General features: G+C 61.1%; 17 protein-coding genes and 1 pseudogene. 16 read left to right on the forward strand and 2 right to left on the reverse strand.

What is annotated here, in order from left to right; translation table 11 throughout:
* The coding region (locus tag D8U60_RS02770) for a dihydroxy-acid dehydratase (protein ID WP_177435434.1) at positions 1-911 on the reverse strand (911 nt) is incomplete at its 3' end.
* 220 nt (positions 912-1,131) lie between these two features.
* Between D8U60_RS02770 and gap the strand changes: the two genes are divergently transcribed.
* From gap to D8U60_RS02815, 8 genes are all read left to right on the forward strand, one after another.
* Positions 1,132-2,133, forward strand: a complete 1,002-nt coding sequence (gap, locus tag D8U60_RS02775; RefSeq protein ID WP_016773526.1) for a type I glyceraldehyde-3-phosphate dehydrogenase — start codon at positions 1,132-1,134, stop codon at positions 2,131-2,133.
* Positions 2,134-2,356: 223 nt separating this feature from the next.
* A complete protein-coding gene (locus D8U60_RS02780) occupies positions 2,357-2,884 on the forward strand; it encodes a sigma-70 family RNA polymerase sigma factor (protein ID WP_076563927.1) in 528 nt (175 codons plus the stop codon).
* A 126-nt stretch (positions 2,885-3,010) separates the two neighbouring features.
* Complete coding sequence (locus D8U60_RS02785) at positions 3,011-3,976, forward strand: FecR domain-containing protein (RefSeq protein WP_073472027.1); 966 nt, start codon at positions 3,011-3,013, stop codon at positions 3,974-3,976.
* A gap of 122 nt (positions 3,977-4,098) precedes the next feature.
* Positions 4,099-6,684, forward strand: coding sequence for a TonB-dependent receptor (locus tag D8U60_RS02790; protein ID WP_130899421.1), 2,586 nt, complete (start codon positions 4,099-4,101; stop codon positions 6,682-6,684).
* A gap of 109 nt (positions 6,685-6,793) precedes the next feature.
* Positions 6,794-7,390, forward strand: coding sequence for a biliverdin-producing heme oxygenase (locus tag D8U60_RS02795; protein WP_130899422.1), 597 nt, complete (start codon positions 6,794-6,796; stop codon positions 7,388-7,390).
* A gap of 153 nt (positions 7,391-7,543) precedes the next feature.
* Positions 7,544-7,954: a YbaN family protein gene (locus D8U60_RS02800; protein WP_130899423.1), complete on the forward strand. Its 411-nt coding sequence runs from the start codon at positions 7,544-7,546 to the stop codon at positions 7,952-7,954.
* Positions 7,955-8,122: 168 nt separating this feature from the next.
* On the forward strand, positions 8,123-10,261 hold the full coding sequence (locus D8U60_RS02805) for a methyl-accepting chemotaxis protein (RefSeq protein ID WP_130899424.1): 2,139 nt from the start codon (positions 8,123-8,125) through the stop codon (positions 10,259-10,261).
* A 190-nt stretch (positions 10,262-10,451) separates the two neighbouring features.
* Positions 10,452-11,798 carry a CoA transferase gene (locus D8U60_RS02815; RefSeq protein ID WP_130899425.1) on the forward strand — a complete coding sequence of 449 codons (1,347 nt, stop codon included), beginning with the start codon at positions 10,452-10,454 and terminating at the stop codon, positions 11,796-11,798.
* 105 nt (positions 11,799-11,903) lie between these two features.
* Here D8U60_RS02815 and arcD (D8U60_RS02820) read toward each other — a convergent pair whose 3' ends face one another.
* Positions 11,904-13,331, reverse strand: coding sequence for an arginine-ornithine antiporter (gene arcD / locus D8U60_RS02820; RefSeq protein WP_122880481.1), 1,428 nt, complete (start codon positions 13,329-13,331; stop codon positions 11,904-11,906).
* A gap of 437 nt (positions 13,332-13,768) precedes the next feature.
* On the opposite strand from arcD (D8U60_RS02820), the gene arcD (D8U60_RS02825) reads away from it, so the two are divergent.
* The 8 genes and pseudogenes from arcD (D8U60_RS02825) to D8U60_RS02860 all read left to right on the forward strand — a co-directional run.
* Entirely contained in the window at positions 13,769-15,196 is a 1,428-nt protein-coding gene (gene arcD / locus D8U60_RS02825; protein WP_016773517.1) for an arginine-ornithine antiporter, read from the forward strand.
* Positions 15,197-15,231: 35 nt separating this feature from the next.
* Positions 15,232-16,488, forward strand: coding sequence for an arginine deiminase (arcA, locus tag D8U60_RS02830; RefSeq protein ID WP_130899426.1), 1,257 nt, complete (start codon positions 15,232-15,234; stop codon positions 16,486-16,488).
* Between the two features lie 69 nt (positions 16,489-16,557).
* Entirely contained in the window at positions 16,558-17,568 is a 1,011-nt protein-coding gene (locus D8U60_RS02835) for an ornithine carbamoyltransferase (protein WP_024014074.1), read from the forward strand.
* 138 nt (positions 17,569-17,706) lie between these two features.
* Positions 17,707-18,636: a carbamate kinase gene (gene arcC, locus D8U60_RS02840; protein WP_130899427.1), complete on the forward strand. Its 930-nt coding sequence runs from the start codon at positions 17,707-17,709 to the stop codon at positions 18,634-18,636.
* Between the two features lie 62 nt (positions 18,637-18,698).
* Entirely contained in the window at positions 18,699-19,061 is a 363-nt protein-coding gene (locus D8U60_RS02845; protein ID WP_042607276.1) for a DUF5064 family protein, read from the forward strand.
* A 204-nt stretch (positions 19,062-19,265) separates the two neighbouring features.
* The gene (locus D8U60_RS02850; RefSeq protein ID WP_110646607.1) at positions 19,266-20,774 is read left to right on the forward strand and encodes a sigma-54-dependent transcriptional regulator; all 1,509 of its coding nucleotides are present in this window, start codon (positions 19,266-19,268) and stop codon (positions 20,772-20,774) included.
* 450 nt (positions 20,775-21,224) lie between these two features.
* On the forward strand, positions 21,225-21,608 hold the full coding sequence (gene gcvH, locus D8U60_RS02855; protein WP_016773514.1) for a glycine cleavage system protein GcvH: 384 nt from the start codon (positions 21,225-21,227) through the stop codon (positions 21,606-21,608).
* An 11-nt stretch (positions 21,609-21,619) separates the two neighbouring features.
* Positions 21,620-22,074: pseudogene (locus tag D8U60_RS02860) on the forward strand (glycine dehydrogenase (aminomethyl-transferring)); the annotation flags it as partial.

Consider the following 22,074-nt stretch of genomic DNA (forward strand, 5'->3'; position numbering starts at 1 on the left):
GTGTGGTTGGTCGAGCCGCCGGTGGCGTGCAGGGCAACGATGGAGTTGACCAGCGCCTTTTCGTCGACGATTTCGCCGATCGGCATGAAGTTGCCGTTCTGCTTGGTCAGGCGCGTGACCTGATGCGCGGCTTCGCGGGTCAGGGCGTCGCGCAGCGGCGTGTTCGGGTTGACGAAAGACGCGCCCGGCAAGTGCAGGCCCATGACTTCCATCAGCAACTGGTTGGTGTTGGCGGTGCCGTAGAAGGTGCAGGTGCCCGGGCTGTGGTAGGACTTCATCTCCGATTCCAGCAGCTCTTCGCGGGTCGCCTTGCCTTCGGCGTACTTCTGGCGGACGTCGGCTTTTTCCTTGTTGGAAATCCCCGACACCATCGGCCCGCCCGGTACGAAAATGGTCGGCAGATGACCGAAACGCAGCGAACCCATCATCAGGCCCGGAACGATCTTGTCGCAGATGCCGAGCATCAGCGCGCCGTCGAACATGTTGTGCGACAACGCCACGGCGGTGGACATGGCGATCACTTCGCGGCTGGGCAGGCTCAGTTCCATGCCCGGCTCACCCTGGGTCACGCCATCGCACATGGCCGGAGTGCCGCCGGCGAACTGGCCGACCGAGCCGATTTCGCGCAGGGCGTTCTTGATCTGTTGTGGAAAGACTTCGTACGGCTGGTGCGCCGAAAGCATGTCGTTATACGAAGACACAATGGCGATGTTCGCCGAGTTCATCATCCGCAGGCTGTGCTTGTCTTCGCTGCCGCAACCGGCCACGCCGTGGGCGAAGTTGGCGCATTGCAGCTTGCCGCGCATCGGGCCGTCGGTGGCGGCGCCGCGAATCAATGCAAGGTAAGCCTGACGCGTGGCGCGGCTGCGGGCGATAAGCCGTTCGGTGACCTCAAGAACGCGGGGATGCATGTGTAGAACTCCAGGCTAACGGATGTGGCGACCTGATTGTCTATGCTGATCAAACGCCGTTGTTGTTGGAATGACAGACGGCTTTTTTGACCATTCGGACCAGTTGATTCAGGTCACTCGTTGTAGATAAAACAAAATATTGCCACTAAAAAGGCTTGTTTTCTATTTTTATGCGAATAATCTTGTAATTCCAACAACAAAACGACGGCGGCGCTGTTCCATGACTCTTCGAATCGCAATCAATGGTTTTGGCCGCATCGGCCGTAATGTCCTGCGCGCACTGTATACCCAAGGCTATCGTCAAGACCTGCAGATCGTCGCGATCAACGATCTGGGTGACAGTTCGATCAATGCCCATCTGCTCAAATACGACACCGTCCACGGCACTTTCGACGCCGAAGTGGCGCACGATAACGAAAGCCTGACGGTCAATGGCGACCGCATCGCGGTCAGCGCCATTCGCAACCCGGCCGACCTGCCGTGGGCCGCAGAAAAAATCGACGTAGTGTTCGAATGCACCGGTCTGTTCACCGACCGTGCCAAAGCCGCCGCGCATATCAGCGCCGGCGCCCGCAAGGTGATCATTTCTGCCCCGGCCAAAGGCGCCGACGCCACCGTCGTTTATGGCGTCAACCACGACATTCTGCGTCAGTCGCACCAGATCATTTCCAACGCTTCGTGCACCACCAACTGCCTCGCGCCAGTGGCGCAGGTGCTGCATCGCGAGCTGGGGATCGAAAGCGGCCTGATGACCACCATCCACGCCTACACCAACGACCAGAACCTCACCGACGTCTATCACAGCGACCCGTACCGCGCCCGCTCGGCCACGCAGAACATGATCCCGAGCAAGACCGGCGCAGCCGAAGCGGTAGGCCTGGTGCTGCCGGAACTGGCGGGCAAACTGACCGGCATGGCTGTGCGCGTACCGGTGATCAACGTGTCGCTGGTCGACCTCACCGTGCAACTGAAGAAAGAAGCCAGTGCCGATGAAGTCAACGCCCTGCTGAAAGCGGCGAGCCAGCATTCGAAGATTCTCGGTTACAACACCTTGCCGCTGGTTTCCAGCGACTTCAACCACAACCCGCTGTCGTCAATCTTCGACGCCAACCACACCAAAGTCAGTGGCAAGTTGCTGAAAGTGCTGGCCTGGTACGACAACGAATGGGGCTTCTCCAACCGCATGCTGGATAACTGCCTGGCATTGTGTAACGCCGAATGAACCGGCGCTCCTTGATTTGACGCACATCCCTGTAGGAGCTGCCGAAGGCTGCGATCTTTTGATTTTGACTTTTTAAAAACAAGATCAAAAGATCGCAGCCTTCGGCAGCTCCTACAGGGGTCCTGTTTTACCCAGAGCTTTACCGTTCTCAGACAAATCAGCACTTGACCATTCAGATGGATGATAAGCATTATCATTCGCTCGAAATGGATCAGGTCCTCCCGTGAGTCAATCGCGCTTCAACCACGTCTTCCTCGCCCAGCGCACTTCCCTGCTGCGCACGCTGGAACGGATGGTCAACAATCACAGCACCGCTGAAGACCTGTTACAGGAGACCTACCTGCGCGTGACCCGGGCGTTGAGCGAACGGGCCATCGATCACCTTGAACCCTTTGTCTTCCAGACCGCGCGCAATCTGGCGCTGGACCATTTGCGTGCGCGCAAGATTCATGCGCGGACCATGGTCGACGACGTGCCGCAAGATGTCGTGCAGAGCATCGCCGCGCCCGCCAGCAGCGCCGAAGACGCCGCCCACGCCGAACAACTGCTGGAGCGTTTGAACGTGAGCCTCAGCCAACTCAGCCCGCGCCAGCAGCAGATCTTCATCCTCAGCCGTTTGCACGGCCACAGCTATCAGGAAATCGCTGATGAACTTGATGTTTCGCTGAGCACCGTGCAGAAGGAACTGAAACTGATCATGTCGATCTGCATCGGCGTTGCCGAACGACATAACGGCAGTGGCAAGCTTTGAGCTGCAAGCTTCAAGCGGCAAGCAAAAACGAAATGCAGTAACCCAATCCGGCTTGCAGCTTGCAGCTTGAAGCTAGAAACTGCTTCGCCAGAAGCCTTGCTTCGCCAGAAGCCCTGAGGAACCACCGTGACGGACACCCACCGCCCGCCTTCGCCCGATTCAGCGCGGGACGCTGCAGCTGCAATGGACCAGGCGCTGGACTGGCTCATCGTGCTCGGCAGCCCGGATGAGGAACAGACCCGGCAATTTCATGCCTGGCTGGCGGCTGATCCGTTGAATGCCGAGGCATTCGCCAAGGCCCAGGCGATCTGGGACGGCCCGCAAGTCGCACTGTGCGCCGAGGCTCTGGCAGCAAAACCGGTAAAAATCACTTTTCTCAAACGCTTGCGCCCGCACTGGAAACCGCTGGCTACCGCTGCGGTGCTGATCCTCGGGCTGTTCAGTTTCAGCAACCTGCCGATGCGCATTCAAGCGGATCACCTCACCGTGGTCGGCGAGCGTCAGCGTCTGCAACTGGAGGACGGCTCGAAGGTTCTGCTCAATACCAATTCGGCGTTTTCCAGCACCATCAACGATCAACAGCGCGTGGCCCGACTGTTTCAGGGCGAGGCGTTTTTCGAGATCGCCAGCGGGCGTAATCAGCCGCTGGAGATCGACGCAGGTCCGGTAACGGCCAGCGTCCACGACACCGCGTTCGCCGTGCGCTACCTCGACGGGGTCGCGCAAGTGAATGTGCAGCGTGGCGATGTCGATCTGCGCGCCACCCACAACGATGCCCGGGTGCGCCTGCGTGCCGGGGAAAGCATTCGCATCGGCCCCAACGGATTTGATCGCCCTGCCAAGCTCGACGCCAATGCCGATCTGGCCTGGGTTGAAGGCCGTCTGGTGTTCGAGAACTGCCCGCTGAATCAGGTGCTGGCCGAGCTGCGCCGCTACTATCCGGGCTGGATCATCAACAACAACGAGCAACTGGCCGACGTCGCCGTCACCGGCAATTACCGTCTCGACCAGCCGCTCGACGTGGTCCGCTCTCTCGCCCACATCACCTCGGCGCGCCTGCAGGAATTCCCTGCGCTGGTGATTCTGAACTGAATGAGAATTATTTTTACTCGATAGCCAACGGCAGTACGTCTCGTTATAGCCAATGCAATTGATTCGCATCTAACCATGCCGATCAGCACCTATAAAGATTCGTGCGACACGGAGCGCTATCGATGTCCTCACGCCTTACCCGCCAGACTGCTTCCCCTTCCCGCGTACTGTCGCTGCTGACTGCGGCCATCCTCATGGCTGGCACCGCACCGCTGCTCGCCGCCGCCGAGCAACCGGCGCGCAACATGGGCGATTACGCCTTCGCCATCAGCCAGCAACCACTGGTTTCGGCATTGAATGCCTTTACCGCCGTGACCGGTTGGCAGGTCGGTTTGCCGGCCGAGTTGGGGCAGAACGTGTCGTCGCCGGGCGTGCGCGGTTCGCTGCCGCCGGAGAAAGCCCTCGAGCGCCTGTTGGTGGGGACCAACCTGAGCTTTCGCAAACTGAGCAACAACAATGTCGTGCTGGAAAAACGCAACAGCAGCGGCACGCTCAATCTCGATCAGGTGACCATCAGCGCCACTCGCCAGGAACAGTCGGTCAACAGCGTGCCCTCGACGGTCAGCGTGCATGATCGCCAAGCGCTTGACCGCAACAACGTCAATACCATCAAGGATCTGGTGCGCTACGAGCCGGGCGTTTCCGTTGGCGGTGCCGGTCAGCGCGGCGGCATCAGTGGCTACAACATTCGCGGTATCGACGGCGACCGCATCTTGACCCAGGTCGATGGCGTGGAAATCCCCAACGGTTTCTTCAACGGCCCCTACGCCAAGAGCCAGCGCAACTACGTCGACCCGGAAATCGTCAAGCGTGTGGAAATTCTGCGCGGCCCGGCCTCGGTGCTGTACGGCAGCAACGCCATTGGTGGCGCGGTCAGCTATTACACGCTGGACGCCGACGACATCATCAAACCGGGCAAGGACGTCGGCGCGCGCCTGAAAAGCGGTTACAGCTCCGCCGACGACAGCTGGCTGAAGTCGGCCACCGTCGCCGGGCGCAGCGGTGAGTTCGACGGCTTGCTGCATTACAGCCAGCGCGACGGACACGAAACCGAGTCCTTCGGCGGCAACAACGGCACCGGCCTTGCGCGCACCGCCGCCAACCCGGAAGACGTGCGCGCGACTAACGTCCTGGCCAAACTCGGCTGGAACTACAACGACGATTCGCGCCTGGGCCTGACCTACGAAAAGTACAAGGACGATCGCGACACCGACCAGAAAAGTGCCTACGGCGGCCCGTATTTCAACGGCGCGCCGACCATTCCGAGCAGCGTCCTGCCCGGCGGCATGTACCAGTGGCGCACCGGTAACGACACCATCACCCGCGAGCGTTTCGGTATCGAACACGCGTTCGCCCTCGACAGCCTGCTGGTCGATAACGTCAAGTGGAGCCTCAATCACCAGATCGCCAAGACCGACCAGAGCACCGAGGAGTTGTACTACCCGATCACTCGTAAAGTGCTGCGTACCCGAGACACGATCTACGAAGAAAAACAGTGGGTGTTCGACGCGCAACTGGACAAGGCTTTCGCCATCGGTGACACCGATCACCTGCTGACTTACGGCACCACGATCAAACAGCAGAAAGTCACCGGTTCACGCAGCGGCGACGGCACCTGCGTGGCCGTCGGTCGCGGCTGCACGGCGATTGGCGCGACCAGTGCGGCGGACGTGCTGGCCAAGGCCTCTGATTTCCCCGATCCGACCATCAACACCTACAGCCTGTTCGCCCAGGATCAGATCAGCTGGAACGACTGGACCTTCCTGCCGGGCCTGCGCTACGACTACACCCAGCTCAAGCCGCACATCACCGAGGAATTCCTCAACACCGTGAATGCCGACGGCCAGGGCACGGTCAGCGACAAGAACAAGACCTGGCACAAAGTCTCGCCAAAATTCGGCCTGACCTATGCACTGACGGACAACTACACCTGGTACGGCCAGTACGCCGAAGGCTTCCGCACGCCGACGGCGAAAGCCCTTTACGGGCGTTTCGAGAACAACACCACCGGCTACACCGTGGCGCCCAACTCCGACCTCGAGCCGGAAAAGAGCAAAGGCTTCGAAACCGGCCTGCGCGGGAATTTCGAGCAGGGTTCGTTCGACGTCGCGGTGTTCTATAACAAGTACCGCGACTTCATCAACGAGGACGCGGTCAAGCCGGGCGACGATCAGTTGACCTTCCAGAGCAACAACATCAAGCGCGCCACCATCAAGGGTGCGGAAGTCAAAGGTCGCTTGAACCTGGATGCGTTCGGCGCGCCGCAAGGCCTGTATACCCAAGGCTCGATCGCCTACGCCTACGGTCGCAACAACGATAGCGGCGAGCCGATCAACAGCGTCAATCCGCTCACCGGCGTATTCGGCCTCGGTTACGACCAGGACAACTATGGCGGCCTGCTGAGCTGGACCGTGGTGAAGAAAAAGGACCGCGTCGACGACAGCAACTTCAAGTCGCCGGACGGCGTCAGCAGTCAGTTCAAGACCCCGGGCTTCGGCATTCTCGATCTGGCCGGCTATTACAAAGTCACCAACGATGTCACCGTCAGCGGCGGCGTCTACAACCTGACCGACAAGAAGTACTGGCTGTGGGATGACGTGCGCGGTTACGACAGCGTTGGCGAAGCCTCGGTGACGCAACCGGCCAACCTCGATCGGCTGACCCAACCGGGACGCAACTTCGCGATCAACCTGATCTGGGACATCTGATCCGCCCGGCCTCACTGCGCGTGTTCGCGCTGCGCAGTGAGGTTTTTTTACTGTCCGCCGCCCGCCCGTACGTCTTGTTATCAAGCGCCTCATTTATCAAGGACACCCCATGACCGCCCCGGAAAAAGCCCTGCGTTCGCAACGCCTGAACCAGATCACCCATGAGCCGCACAGCAAACTCGATGCGCTGGTCAAAGCCCACGCGCCGTTCGAAACCCGCGCCAGCTTCGCCCGTTTCGTCGTCGCGCAATACCTGTTCCAGGCGGAACTGGTCGAGCTGTACAACGATGCCGAACTGACTTCAATCGTCCCCGATCTGCCGGCCCGTTGCCGCGCCGAAGCGGCCAAGGCTGACCTTGCCGACCTCGACACCGAGGTTCCGGCGCCGGTGGCCGGCGCGCTTAAAAACCCGAGCAAGGCGCGGGCGCTGGGCTGGATCTTTGTTTCCGAGGGTTCCAAGCTCGGCGCGGCGTTCCTGATCAAGCGCGCGGTGGCACTGGAGCTGAGCGAAAGCTTCGGTGCACGGCATTTGGCGGAACCGCAAGGTGGCCGCGCCGAGGGCTGGAAAAGCTTTGTGCGCACCCTCGATGCGTTGCCGTTCACGGCAGAGGAAGAAGCCGAAGTGGAGCAAGGTGCACTGGATGCGTTCAACCGCTTCACCGTGCTGCTGGAACGGGCTTATGCCATAGAAGCCGAAGTGGCCTGAGCGCCACGAATATCCCTGTGTAGGAGCTGCCGAAGGCTGCGATCTTTTGATGTTGCTTTAAAGATCAAAAGATCGCAGCCTTCGGCAGCTCCTACAGGGGGTCTGCGTAAGTCTGTAAGATCCCCGTTCCGCTTCAGAAGCCACCGCTGAGCCATGCCCGCACCCGTCCCATCAAAACTCGCCCGTCTGCTGTTCGGCCTGCTGGCCTATGTCAGCCTCGGCATTGGCCTGGTCGCCATCGTCGTGCCCGGTCTGCCGACCACCGAGTTCATCCTCCTTGCCGCGTGGGCCGCGACCCGCAGTTCGCCGCGCTTGAGTGCGTGGCTGGAGAATCATCGCCTCTTCGGGCCGATCCTGAGTAACTGGCGCAACGGCAGGATCATCGCGCGTAAGGCCAAAGTCAGCGCCACCGTCAGCATGCTGCTGTGCGCCACGCTGATGCTGGTGATGCTCGACCACGGCTGGCCGAGCTATCTGGCGATTGCCGGCATGGGCCTGGGCAACCTGTGGATCTGGTCGCGCCCGGAGACGCCCGTCGCGGTAGTGAAACATCCCTGTAATTAAAGCCTTTTCAGCACTTTCCCCTGCGCAAACGTTTAGCAGCGACCGTCCGTCGGCAAGCGCCTCATGCCGTTTCGCTTAACGCCGATGAGGATTGAATGGCGCTGAATGGATTTGGCAAACCGGGCTCCCGGCCCAGCCACCTGTTTATTCCATTCGCGAGATCGCCCCATGTTCGACTCTCTTTCCATTCGCCTGAAAATCGTCCTGCTCTCCGGCCTGTGCCTGCTCGCAGTGGTGGCACTGATTGTCAGCATGAACATCTACCAGACCAACCAGAACGACGCGCTGGTCAGTCAATCCAGCAACCAGTTGCTCACCGCCAGCGTGCAGAACCTGTTGCAGGCCAAGGCCGCCGAGCAAGCGGTGCGGGTGCAGAAAACCTTTGGTGAAAGCCTGCTGGTGGTCACCGCCCTCGCCGATCAGATCAAGGATCTGCGGACGATGGCGGCCAAGCGTTCACTCGAAGCCGGCGCCGTTCGGGAAGAGTTGAACCAGAGTCTGAAAACCGCTTTCGAGCGCAACGATAAAGTCCTTGGCATCTGGTTGGCCTTCGAACCCAACGGCCTCGACGGCAAGGACAGCGAATTCGCCAACGATGCCGCGCGGCAGTCCAACGAAGCCGGGCGCTTCGCCTCGTACTGGAGCCGTGCCGCCGGCGCCGCGCTGAATACAATCATGGTCGAGGACGACCTGACCAAAACCACCCTCAGCGTCAGCGGCACGCCATACAACAGTTGGTACACCTGCCCTCGCGACAACAAGCGCACCTGCCTGCTCGACCCGTATGCCGACACCGTCGGTGGCAAGGAAATGCTCATGACCACCATTTCCGTGCCGCTGCTGGTCGACGGCAAAGCGATCGGCGTGGTCGGTGTCGACATCGCGCTCGACGCCCTGCAAGCCGCCGCCGTCGACTCGCAGCGCAGCCTGTTCAACAACGCCGGGCACATGCTGATCGTTTCCGGCAGCGGCGTGCTGGCGGCCGACAGTGCTGACCCGACGCGGGTCGGCAAAAAAATCAGCGACACCCTCGGCGCTGACGGCAAGGATGTCTTGCAACTGGTTGGCAGCGGTACGGCGAAAATTCTCCAACAGGGCGAGCTGATTCGCGCGGTTTACCCGGTCGACCCGATCGGCAATTCGCGCGCCTGGGGCGTGGTCATCGACCTGCCCGAGCACGTGCTGCTGGCCGACTCGGTGAAACTGCAAGCGGTGCTGGATGACGCGCAACAAACCGGCGTCATCACTGCCCTGCTGGTGGCGGGCGTGGCCGGTCTGGTCGGCCTGCTGCTGATCTGGCTCACCGCCTCCGGCGTCACCCGTCCGATCAACAGCGTCGCCGACATGTTGAAGAACATCGCCAGCGGCGAAGGCGATCTGACCCAGCGCCTGAACTACAGCAAGAAAGATGAACTGGGCGAACTGGTGAACTGGTTCAACCGCTTCCTCGACAAGCTTCAGCCGACCATCGCGCAGATCAAACAGAGCATCACCGAAGCACGTGGCACGGCTGATCAGTCATCGGAAATTGCCCGCCAGACCAGCGAAGGCATGCAGGTGCAGTTCCGCGAAATCGATCAGGTCGCCACCGCGTCCAACGAAATGAGCGCCACTGCCCACGACGTTGCCAACAGTGCCTCGAACGCCGCCAACGCCGCCAAGGGTGCCGATCAGTCGGCGAAGGATGGCATGGCGATCATCGAGCGCAGCACCCGCGACATCAATCAGCTGGCCGATGAGGTCAGCAAAGCAGTGACCGAAGTCGAAGCGCTGGCAGTGAACAGCGAGCAGATCGGCTCGGTGCTGGAAGTGATTCGCAGCATCGCCGAACAAACCAACCTGCTGGCCCTCAACGCTGCCATCGAAGCCGCCCGCGCCGGCGAAAGCGGTCGCGGTTTTGCCGTGGTCGCCGACGAGGTGCGCAACCTGGCCAAGCGCACGCAGGATTCGGTGGAAGAAATCCGCATCGTTATCGAGCGCATTCAGACCGGCACCCGTGGCGTGGTCGCGACCATGCACTCGAGCCAGACCCAGGCGCACAACAACGCCGGGCAGATTCGTCAGGCGGTCGATGCACTGGGCAAGATCAGCGATGCGGTGACGGTAATCAGCGACATGAACCTGCAGATCGCCAGCGCCGCCGAAGAACAGAGCGCCGTGGCCGAAGAGGTCAACCGCAACGTCTCGGCGATTCGCACCGTCACCGAAACCCTGACCGAGCAGGCCACAGAATCGGCAGCGATCAGCAGCCAGCTCAACAGCCTGGCGAGCCAGCAGATGAAATTGATGGATCAGTTTCGCGTCTAGCCGCTACCCCACCTATCGATCGTTCCCACGCTCCGCGTGGGAATGCATCAAGGGACGCTCCGCGTTCCAGCTTTCGATTGGGACGCAGAGCGTCCCGGGCGGCATTCCCACGCGGAGCGTGGGAACGATCCTCAATCCAGCCCGGTTATGTTTTGCACTATCATCCCCCTCTCGTTCCGGAGGGCCTTCGATGACTGATCTGCTCACGTCCATCCAAACCGCACTCGGCCTGCCCCACACGCCGATCCCCTTCAACGGTGACGGCGCGTTGCCCTCGGCGTTCGCCGTGACCGATCTGGCCTGCGCCAGCATCGCCGCTGCCGGGCAAGCGCTCAGCGAATTGCTTCACCAGCAAACCGGGCACTTGCCTGCGGTTGCAGTCGACCGCCGTCTGGCCTCGTTGTGGTTCTCCACCTCGCTGCGCCCGATCGGCTGGCAGGTGCCGCCGCTGTGGGATCCCGTCGCCGGCGACTATGCGACCCGGGACGGCTGGATCCGTCTGCACACCAACGCTCCGCATCACCGCGCCGCCGCTGAACGCGTGCTCGGTGCCTGCGCCGATCGTGCCGCGATGGCGGCGAAAGTTGCACAGTGGGCGAGCGCGGAGCTTGAGCAGGCGGTGGTCGATGCCAAGGGCTGCGCCGCCGAAATGCGCAGTTGGGCGCAGTGGCAGCAACACCCGCAAGGGCTGGCGGTGAATGCCGAAGCGCTGGTGCAGTTCATCGAGCAGACGGACGAGAAACGCACCGCCTGGCAAGGCTCGATCGCACGACCGCTGGCCGGGATCAAGGTGCTCGACCTGACCCGCGTGCTCGCCGGCCCCACCGCCAGCCGCTTTCTCGCCGGGCTGGGCGCCAACGTCTTGCGCATCGATCCACCGAGCTGGAACGAACCCGGCGTCGTTCCGGAGATGACCGTGGGCAAACGCTGCGCGCGGCTGGATCTGCAGGCTCCTGCGGATCGCGCGGTGTTTGAAGGCCTGTTGAAAGACGCCGACATTCTGCTGCACGGCTACCGCGCCGATGCGCTGGAACATCTCGGGTTTGGTATTGAACGCCGAAGGCAACTGGCACCGGGGCTGATCGACGTCTGCCTCAACGCCTACGGCTGGAGCGGCCCCTGGCAGAACCGCCGGGGCTTCGACAGCCTGGTGCAGATGAGCAGCGGCATCGCCGAGGCCGGACAGCATTGGAAGCACAGCGATAAACCGACGCCGCTGCCGGTGCAGGCGCTGGATCATGCGACCGGGTATCTGCTGGCGGCGAGTGCGCTCAGGTTGCTGACTGAACGACTGGCCAACGGTCGCGGGGGCTCGGCGCGGTTGTCGCTGGCGCGTACGGCGAAGCTGTTGGTCGAGCATGGGCCGGGGACGCATGACCCGCTGCGGGCCGAAGAAGCGCAGGATCAGGATCCGGCGATTGAACACACCGCGTGGGGGCCGGCGCGGAGGTTGCGCGTGCCGCTGCAGATCAGCGGGACGGCGGTGCGGTGGGATTGGCCGGCCGTCGAATTGGGGTCACATCGGGCGCAGTGGTGATTTTGAGGCCGCCTTCGCGAGCAGGCTCGCTCCCACATGGATTCGCGTCGTCCTGTGGGAGCGAGCCTGCTCGCGAAGGGGCCTGACCTGCCAAAGCAAATCCGCCTACAAACTCAACACTCCGCTATACAACCCATACGCCGCCAGCCCCGCACCGATCACCACGCAAGCAAAAATCCCTTTCTCCACCGTAGTGAAAACCGGTTGCCCCTGTTCACGCTTGGCCTTGGCAAACAGGATCACCCCCGGCGCATACAGCAGCGCCGACAGCAGCAGATATTTTACCCCGCCGGCATACAACAGCCACACCGCGTAAACCAGGGCGATGCCGCCGATCAGCAGATCCTTGGTGCGCTCGGCCGAGGCGTGCTCGTAGGTTTCGCCGCGCCCGCTGAGCAGTACCGCGTAGGCCGCCGACCACAGGTACGGCACCAGAATCATCGACGAGGCCAGATAGATCAGACTGGTGTAAGTGCCCGCCGAGAACAGTGTGATCAGCAGGAAAATCTGGATCATCACATTGGTCAGCCACAGCGCGTTGACCGGCACGTGGTTCTTGTTTTCCTTCTTCAAGAACGCCGGCATGGTCTTGTCTTTGGCCGTGGCGAAGAGGATTTCCGCGCACAGCAAGGCCCAGGACAACAATGCACCGAGCAGGGAAATCGCCAGCCCGACGCTGATGAGCAACGCGCCCCACGGCCCGACGATGTGCTCGAGCACCGCCGCCAGTGAAGGGTTCTGCAGGTTGGCCAGTTCCGGCTGGCTCATGATCCCCAGCGACAGCACGTTGACCAGCACCAGCAGCGCCAGCACACCGAGAAAACCGATCACCGTGGCGCGGCCGACATCGCTGCGTTTCTCCGCGCGGGCCGAATAGACGCTGGCGCCTTCGATGCCGATGAAGACGAACACGGTGACCAGCATCATGTTGCGCACCTGATCCATCACCCCGCCGAAGTTCGGGTTGCTGCGGCCCCAGATGTCGCGGGTGAAGATCTCTGCCTTGAACGCGACGGCAGCGATGACGATGAACATGATCAGCGGCACGACCTTGGCCACGGTGGTCAGCTGGTTGATCAGCGCTGCCTCCTTGATCCCGCGCATCACCAGAAAATGCACCGCCCACAACAGCACCGAGGCGCAGCCGATGGCGATCGGCGTGTTGCCCTGACCGAACACCGGGAAGAAATAGCCAAGGGTGCTGAACAGCAAGACAAAATAGCCGACGTTGCCCAGCCAGGCACTGATCCAGTAACCCCACGCTGATGAAAATCCCATGTAGTCGCCAAACCCGGCCTTGGCGTAGGCGTAGACGCCCGAGTCCAGCTCCGGCTTGCGATTGGCCAGGGTCTGAAAGACGAACGCCAGCGTCAGCATGCCTATCGCAGTAATGCCCCAACCGATCAGGATCGCCCCTGCATCGGCGCGTGCCGCCATGTTCTGCGGCAACGAGAAAATCCCCCCGCCGATCATCGACCCCACCACCAGCGCGATCAACGCACCAAGGCGCAGCTTTTGCGTCGGTTGCGACATGCAGATCTCCTTGAAAGAGCCGTTGTTGTTTATTTGTAACAACTGCCGACTAAAAGCCTAAGGGTAGATGACGTTTATCAGGTAACGGCCAATTTCGCACCGTTATATATAGCCGACCACGATAACGCTTAGCACGTTAAGTCAGTTTTGTGCGCCGATCTTGATTATTCGATTCTGTGCTGAAAACAGATGACCGACATTTGCCAATCGCTGAAAAGCAACTAGCGTCATAGTTCGAAAGCATTAATAGCTATTCTCGACTGCCTAAGCGAAACGGCTCTGGAATGGGCCTTTGAGGCTACAGCGTTATGCCCGCAACGGGCGCACAAGTCATTCATTAACAATGGAATGTGACCATGCACTGATCCATGTCAGCTGTTCGAACAGACAACAGTACTAGGCTGTGAGCTCTCCTTTCCTGCAATGGAGTCATGCAAATGTCTGAAGCGCCCGGAAAACTAAGACTCGGTGCACTGGTTGCACTGGTAGTCGGTTCAATGATTGGCGGCGGGATATTTTCGTTGCCACAAAACATGGCCGCCAGCGCCGACGTCGGTGCAGTGCTGATCGGCTGGGCCATCACCGCAGTCGGCATGCTCACCCTCGCTTTCGTCTTTCAGACCCTCGCCAATCGCAAGCCTGACCTGGACGGCGGTGTCTACGCCTACGCCAAGGCCGGATTCGGCGACTACATGGGTTTCTCATCGGCCTGGGGCTACTGGATCAGCGCCTGGCTGGGCAACGTCGGTTACTTCGTTCTGCTGTTCAGCACCCTCGGCTATTTCTTTCCGATCTTCGGCGAAGGCAATACCCCGGCGGCGGTGATCGGCGCGTCCTTGCTGCTGTGGGGCGTGCATTTCCTGGTGTTGCGCGGGATCAAGGAAGCGGCGTTCATCAACCTGGTGACCACCGTCGCCAAGGTCGTGCCGCTGCTGCTGTTTGTATTGATCGCAGTCTTCGCGTTCAGACTGGACATCTTCACCGCCGACATCTGGGGCGTGAAAAACCCCGATCTGGGCAGTGTGATGAACCAGGTGCGCAACATGATGCTGGTCACCGTCTGGGTGTTCATCGGCATCGAAGGCGCGAGCATCTTCTCCGCCCGCGCCGAGAAACGCTCGGATGTCGGCAAGGCCACCGTGATCGGCTTCATCACCGTGCTGCTGTTTCTGGTGCTGGTGAACGTGCTGTCGCTGGGCATCATGACCCAGCCGGAACTGGCGAAACTGCAGAACCCGTCGATGGCCGCCGTGCTTGAGCATGTGGTCGGTCACTGGGGGGCGGTGCTGATCAGCGTCGGCTTGATCATCTCGCTGCTCGGTGCGCTGCTGTCGTGGGTGCTGCTGTGTGCCGAAATCATGTTCGCCGCCGCCAAAGACCACACCATGCCGGAGTTCCTGCGCAAGGAAAACGCCAACCATGTGCCGGTCAACGCGCTGTGGCTGACCAACGCGATGGTGCAGGTGTTCCTGATCATCACCCTGTTCTCGGCCAGCACTTACCTGTCACTGATCTACCTCGCCACCTCGATGATTCTGGTGCCGTACCTGTGGTCGGCGGCCTATGCCCTGCTGCTGGCGGTGCGCGGCGAGAGCTACGAAGGCTTCGCCGCCGAGCGGCGCAAGGATCTGATCATCGGCGGTATCGCCCTGATCTACGCGGTGTGGTTGTTGTACGCCGGCGGGGTCAAGTACCTGCTGCTGTCGGCCCTGCTCTATGCGCCCGGCGCGATCCTGTTCGCCAAGGCCAAGCTGGAACTCAAACAACCGGTTTTCACCAACGTCGAGAAGCTGATTTTCGCCGCAGTGGTCGTGGGCGCCGTGGTGGCGGCCTACGGTCTCTACGATGGCTTCCTGACGCTGTAACCCCTGATTGAATTGTCATCTGGAGGAACACAGAAATGACCACGGAAAAAGTGAAGTACGGCGTCCACTCCGAAGCCGGGAAACTGCGTAAAGTCATGGTTTGCTCCCCAGGTCTGGCCCATCAGCGGCTGACCCCGAACAACTGCGATGAACTGCTGTTCGATGACGTGTTGTGGGTGGCGCAAGCCAAGCGCGACCATTTCGACTTTGTCACCAAGATGCGCGAGCGCGGCATCGACGTGGTGGAAATGCACAACCTGCTGACCGACATCGTCGCCATTCCCGAAGCGCTGGACTGGATTCTTGAGCGCAAGGTGACCGCCGACTCGGTGGGCCTGGGCCTGATCAGCGAAGTGAAATCCTGGCTGAAAAGCCTCGAGCCACGGCACATCGCCGAATTCCTGATTGGCGGCGTGTCGGCCGATGATCTGCCGGACAGCTTCGGTGGCAAGACCATCCAGATGTTCCGCGACTTCCTCGGCCACTCCAGCTTCATCCTGCCGCCGCTGCCCAACACCCAGTTCACCCGCGATACCACCTGCTGGATCTACGGTGGCGTGACGCTGAACCCGATGTACTGGCCGGCGCGCCGTCAGGAAACCCTGCTGACCACCGCCATCTACAAATTCCATCCGCAGTTCACCAACGCCGAATTCGATATCTGGTACGGCGACCCGGACAAGGACCACGGCAACTCTACCCTTGAGGGCGGCGACGTCATGCCGATCGGCAACGGTGTGGTGCTGATCGGCATGGGCGAGCGTTCATCGCGTCAGGCCATCGGCCAACTGGCGCTGAACCTGTTCAACAACAAAGCAGTGGAAAAAGTCATCGTCGCCGGCCTGCCGAAATCCCGCGCGGCAATGCACCTGGACACCGTGTTCAGCTTCTGCGACCGCGACCTGGTGACGATTTTCCCGGAAGTCGTCAACCAGATCGTCGCCTTCACCCTGCGTCCTGACGAAAGCAAACAGGGTGGCATCGACATCCGCCGCGAAGAAGGCAGCTTCCTCGACACCGTCGCTGCGGCGCTCAACCTGCCGAAACTGCGCGTGGTGGAAACCGGCGGCAACAGCTTCGCCGCCGAACGCGAGCAATGGGACGACGGCAACAACGTGGTGGCGATGGAGCCGGGCGTGGTCATCGGCTACGACCGCAACACCTACACCAACACCCTGCTGCGCAAGGCTGGCGTGGAGGTCATCACCATCAGCGCCGGCGAACTCGGCCGCGGCCGTGGCGGCGGCCACTGCATGACCTGCCCGATCATCCGTGACCCGATCGATTACTAAACGACCGTCCCCCCGGCCGCACCCATCCCGTCGCGGCCGGGCCGATTACCGAATCCAAGGAGAATCATCATGGCGTTTAACATTCACAACCGTAATTTGCTGAGCCTGGAACACCACACCCCTCGCGAATTGCGTTACTTGCTCGACCTGTCTCGCGATCTGAAACGTGCGAAGTACACCGGCACCGAGCAACAGCATCTGAAGGGCAACAACATCGCCCTGATCTTCGAGAAAACTTCGACCCGCACCCGTTGCGCCTTCGAAGTGGCGGCCTATGACCAAGGCGCCAACGTCACTTACATCGACCCGAACTCCTCGCAGATCGGCCACAAGGAAAGCATGAAGGACACCGCCCGCGTGCTCGGGCGCATGTACGACGCCATCGAGTACCGTGGCTTCAAGCAGGAAATCGTCGAAGAGCTGGCCAAGTTCGCCGGCGTGCCGGTGTTCAACGGCCTGACCGATGAATATCACCCGACCCAGATGATCGCCGACGTGCTGACCATGCGTGAACACGCTGACAAGCCGATCCACGAAATCAGCTACGCCTACTTGGGCGACGCGCGCAACAACATGGGCAACTCGCTGCTGCTGATCGGCGCCAAACTGGGCATGGACGTGCGCATCTGCGCGCCGAAAGCGCTGTGGCCGTTGGACGATCTGGTGGCGCGCTGCAAAAAATACGGTGAGGAAAGCGGCGCACGCATCACCCTCACCGAAGATCCGAAAGAAGCGGTCAAGGGCGTCGACTTCATTCACACCGATGTCTGGGTATCGATGGGTGAGCCGGTGGAAGCCTGGGCCGAGCGCATCCAGCAACTGCTGCCGTATCAGGTCAACGCCGACCTGATGAAAGCCACCGGCAACCCGCGTACCAAGTTCATGCACTGCCTGCCGGCCTTTCACAACAGCGACACCAAGGTCGGCAAACAAATCGCCGAGCAGTATCCGCACCTGAAAAACGGCATCGAAGTGACCGACGACGTGTTCGAGTCGCCAGCCTGCATCGCCTTCGAGCAAGCGGAAAACCGCATGCACACGATCAAGGCGATTCTGGTTTCGACCCTGGCTGATCTCTAACTGGTTGAAGATGATCGTTCCCACGCTCCCGCGTGGGAATGCATCCCGTGACGCTCTGCGTCACAGCGGACGCAGAGCGTCCGTGGCGGCATTCCCGCGCAGAGCGTGGGAACGATCAATACGAAAAGGACATGCACCATGCGTATCGTCGTAGCCCTGGGCGGTAACGCCCTGCTCCGCCGTGGTGAGCCGATGACCGCTGACAACCAGCGCGCCAACATCCGCATCGCCACCGAGCAAATCGCCAAGATCCATCCCGGCAACCAACTGGTCATCGCTCACGGCAATGGCCCGCAAGTCGGTCTGCTGTCGCTGCAAGCGGCGGCCTACACCTCTGTCACTCCCTACCCGCTGGACGTGCTCGGTGCCGAAACCGAAGGCATGATCGGCTACATCATCGAACAGGAACTGGGCAATCTGCTCGACTTCGAAGTGCCGTTCGCCACCCTGCTGACCCAGGTTGAAGTCGATGCCAACGACCCGGCTTTCAAGAAGCCGAGCAAGCCGATCGGCCCGGTCTACGAGAAAGCCGAAGCGGAAAAACTCGCCGCCGAGAAAGGCTGGGCAATTGCTGCCGATGGCGACAAATTCCGCCGCGTCGTCGCCAGTCCACGGCCGAAACGCATCTTCGAAATCCGCCCGATCAAGTGGCTGCTGGACAAGGGCAGCATCGTCATCTGCGCCGGAGGCGGCGGCATTCCGACCATGTACGACGAGCAGCGCAATCTCAAAGGCATCGAGGCGGTGATCGACAAGGATCTGTGTTCGTCGTTGCTTGCCGAGCAACTGGAAGCCGACCTGCTGGTGATTGCCACCGACGTCAACGCGGCTTTTGTCGACTATGGCAAACCCACCCAGAAAGCCATCGCCGAAGCCCACCCGGACGAACTCGAACGCCTCGGCTTCGCCGCCGGCTCCATGGGACCGAAGGTGCAGGCAGCCTGCGAATTCGCGCGCCATACTGGCAAGGTCGCGGTGATCGGTTCGCTGGCCGATATCGAAGCCATCGTCCAGGGCACCGCCGGTACGCGGGTCAGCACGGCGAAGCCGGGGATCAGCTACCGATAACAATAAACGCCGGGGCAGATTCAACACCTGCCCCGCTTCCATGCCTTGAAAGGAGTAGCTCAATGGCCCAGTTCGAACCCGGTCATCTGCACATCGAGCGGCACGCGTTGACCGACGATGACGTCAATTACAACGTGCATCTGGACTATGAAGTGTTCACCGATCCGCAGAAAGGCAAAGGGATTCAGTTCACCCTGCACGGCAGCATGCAGGGCAAGGACATGAAGGAGACGTTTTTCCTGCCCAAGGAAGAGGCCTACAACTTCGCCCGCGATGTCACGCGGATCGCCGAGAAGTACGGCATCCCCAAGACCCACAGCCAGATCGGCTCGGTGCACAAGCATTACGATCTGATGTTTGAAGACATTCGGCAGAAGTTGAATATGCAGTCGGGGGATCCGGTGAACCTCGAGCATTTCGAATAACCCGAATCCACCACACTGATCGTTCCCACGCTCCGCGTGGGAATGCATCCCGTGACGCTCCGCGTCACAGCGGACGCGGAGCGTCCGTGGCGGCATTCCCACGCAGAGCGTGGGAACGATCAGCGCAGGGACACAGATTTCACCATTAGCCCGCCCCAAGGCATACTTGCCCCCCTCCGCTCTGCAGATCACTGAACCGCCCCCATGCGTATCCACGTCAGCTTCATCGACCGCGTCGGCATCACCCAGGAAGTCCTGGCTATCCTCGGTGGGCGCAATCTCAATCTGGATGCGGTGGAGATGATCCCGCCGAACGTCTACATCGACGCGCCGACGCTGAGCCCGCAAGTGCTCGAAGAACTGAAAGATGCGCTGTTTCGCGTGCTCGGCGTGGAGGCGGTGACCGTGGTCGACATCCTGCCCGGCCAGCGTCGGCATCTGCAGCTAGATGCCTTGCTCGCGGCGATGACCGACCCGGTGCTGGCCCTCGACAGCGCCGGCAAGGTGCTGCTGGCCAACCCGGCGCTGATTGCCCTGTACGGTCGCGAACCGGCCGGCGAAAGCGTCTCGGCGCTGTTCAATGATCCCGGTCTGCTCGACACCCTGCTGGAAAACGGCTTTCGCCTGCCGCTGCGCGAGATCACCGTCAACGGCCAGACCCTGCTGCTCGACGCCACGCCGATCACCGACGCCGGCGCCCTGCTGACCCTGTATCAACCAAATCGCATCGGCGAACAACTCTCGGCACTGCATCACGATCACGCCGAAGGCTTCGACGCCCTGCTCGGCGAATCCCCGGCGATCCGCACACTCAAGGCCCGCGCGCAACGCGTCGCCGCCCTTGATGCACCGCTGTTGATTCAAGGCGAAACCGGCACTGGCAAAGAATTGGTGGCCCGCGCCTGTCACGCGATCAGTGCGCGGCACAGCGCTCCGTTTCTGGCGTTGAACTGCGCGGCACTGCCGGAGAACCTCGCCGAAAGCGAACTGTTCGGCTACGCCCCCGGCGCCTTCACTGGCGCGGCGCGTGGCGGTAAGCCGGGGCTGATGGAACTGGCCAACCAGGGCACGGTGTTCCTCGATGAAATCGGCGAGATGTCGCCGTACTTGCAGGCCAAACTCCTGCGCTTTCTCAACGACGGCAGCTTCCGCCGCGTCGGTGGTGATCGGGAAGTAAAGGTCAACGTTCGCATCCTCAGCGCGACCCACCGCGACCTGGAAAAAATGGTCAGCGAAGGCCTGTTCCGCGAGGACCTGTTCTATCGCCTCAACGTGCTCAACGTCGAAGTCCCGCCGCTGCGTGAACGTGGTCAGGACATCCTGCTGCTGGCGCGTTATTTCATGCAGCAGGCCTGCGCGCAGATCCAGCGCCCGGTCTGCCGCCTGGCACCGGGGACTTATCCGGCGCTGCTCGGCAATCGCTGGCCGGGCAACGTGCGGCAATTGCAGAACGTGATTTTTCGCGCAGCAGCGATCTGCGAGAGCAGCCTGGTCGATATCGGTGACCTCGACATCGCCGGCACTTCGGTGGCGCGCCAGGCCGATACCGATGTCGACAGCCTTGAGCAAGCGGTCGAATCTTTCGAGAGAGAGCTGTTGGAAAAGCTCTACGTCAGCTACCCCTCGACCCGGCAATTGGCGAGCCGCTTGCAGACCTCGCACACCGCCATTGCCCATCGCCTGCGCAAATACGGCATTCCCAATAAACCCTGACTCACCGCGGATCCCTATTGCAGGAAATTCCCCATGTGGGAGCGAGCCTGCTCGCGAAAGCGGTCTATCAGCAAAATAGCTGGCGCCTGACACACCGTCTTCGCGAGCAGGCTCGCTCCCACAGGATTTATGGCGGATTCGAAATCCGTCCAAAAACGACCTCCATCTGTACCGAAAGCGCTACAGCGGAACGATATCGCTACACCCGTCTGTGACCAGCGCTGCGCAACGCTTTGATCCCGTTCAGCTTTTCTCCCCGCCCCAAGCTGTAGCGATTTCGCTACAACAGCAACATCCCAACAAACACCAAAACAACTCAAGCCATTGATTTATATAGATAAATCAACCTTGGCCGCATTCTTGCTACCTGCCTCCTCATCTATTAAGGGCTTCCCCGCCCCAAGCTTTCCACCGCGTCCACCAGACGAGTCTGGCCCCTGAGGAGTTTCCATGAGCGAGTTGCGTTTTACTGAAGATCACGAATGGCTGCGCACCGAAGCCGACGGCAGTGTCACTGTTGGCATCACCGCATTCGCGCAGAACGCTTTGGGCGACGTGGTGTTCGTGCAACTGCCTGAGCTGCAGGCTTACGAAAAAGGCGCTGAAGCCGCCACCGTGGAATCGGTGAAAGCCGCCAGCGGCGTGTACATGCCGCTCGATGGCGACGTGCTGGAAGTCAACCCGGCGCTGGAAAACGCTCCTGAGCTGGTCAACGAAGATCCGCTGGGCGAAGGCTGGTTCTTCCGCTTCCAGCCAAGCGACGCCGCCGCTGTCGGCAAATTGCTCGATCAGGACGCTTACGACCGCCTGATCAAAGCCCAAGCCGAAGCCTGAGGAATTACCCCATGACCGCCATCAATCTCGGCACCGCCAACGAATTCATCGCCCGTCACATCGGCCCGCGCGCCGGTGACGAGCAAGCCATGCTCAACAGCCTCGGCTTCGATTCCCTCGAAGCCCTGAGCGCCAGCGTCATCCCGGAAAGCATCAAGGGCACCAGCGTGCTCGGCATGGACGACGGCCTCAGCGAGGCCGACGCCCTGGCGATGATCAAATCCATCGCCGGCAAGAATCAGCTGTTCAAGACCTACATCGGCCAGGGCTACTACAACTGCCACACGCCGTCGCCGATCCTGCGCAACCTGCTGGAAAACCCGGCCTGGTACACCGCTTACACCCCCTACCAGCCAGAAATTTCCCAGGGCCGTCTCGAAGCGCTGCTGAACTTCCAGACCCTGATCAGCGACCTCACCGGCCTGCCGATCGCCAACGCCTCCCTGCTCGACGAAGCCACCGCCGC

Origin of the sequence: Pseudomonas sp. Sample_11 (assembly GCF_004307505.1) — a bacterium.
Lineage (GTDB): Bacteria > Pseudomonadota > Gammaproteobacteria > Pseudomonadales > Pseudomonadaceae > Aquipseudomonas > Aquipseudomonas atacamensis.